Source organism: Aquabacterium sp. A08, assembly GCF_011742065.1.
Map to the genome: position 1 here is coordinate 1 of NZ_JAAQQT010000404.1, position 296 is coordinate 296.

The 296-nt window shown below is 70.6% G+C and carries 1 pseudogene; it reads left to right on the plus strand.

Annotated elements, in window-relative coordinates:
* Window positions 1-180, plus strand: a pseudogene (locus HA630_RS02300) (type IV pilus biogenesis/stability protein PilW); the annotation flags it as partial.
* Between the last annotated feature and the right edge of the window lie 116 nt (window positions 181-296).

The window sequence follows — 296 nt, forward strand, 5'->3', positions numbered from 1 at the left end:
TACCTGCGCCGCCTGAACAATTCCGAGCTGGCCAACGCCGAATCGCTGTGGCTGGGCATCAAGATCGAAAACCGTTTGCAAAACCGGGAAGCGGCCGCCCAGCTGGGCACCCAGCTGCGCCGCCGTTTCCCCGAATCGCGCGAGGCCGGGGCCTTGGAGCGGGGAGCTTTCAATGAGTGACGTGGCCCACGCCGCCGAGGCGGCGACCGCGCCGAACCTGTTGCCCCAGACCGCGTTGCGCCAGGCGCGCGAGCGGGCGGGGCTGGCCCTGCCGGCCCTGGCGGCCATGCTGAAGG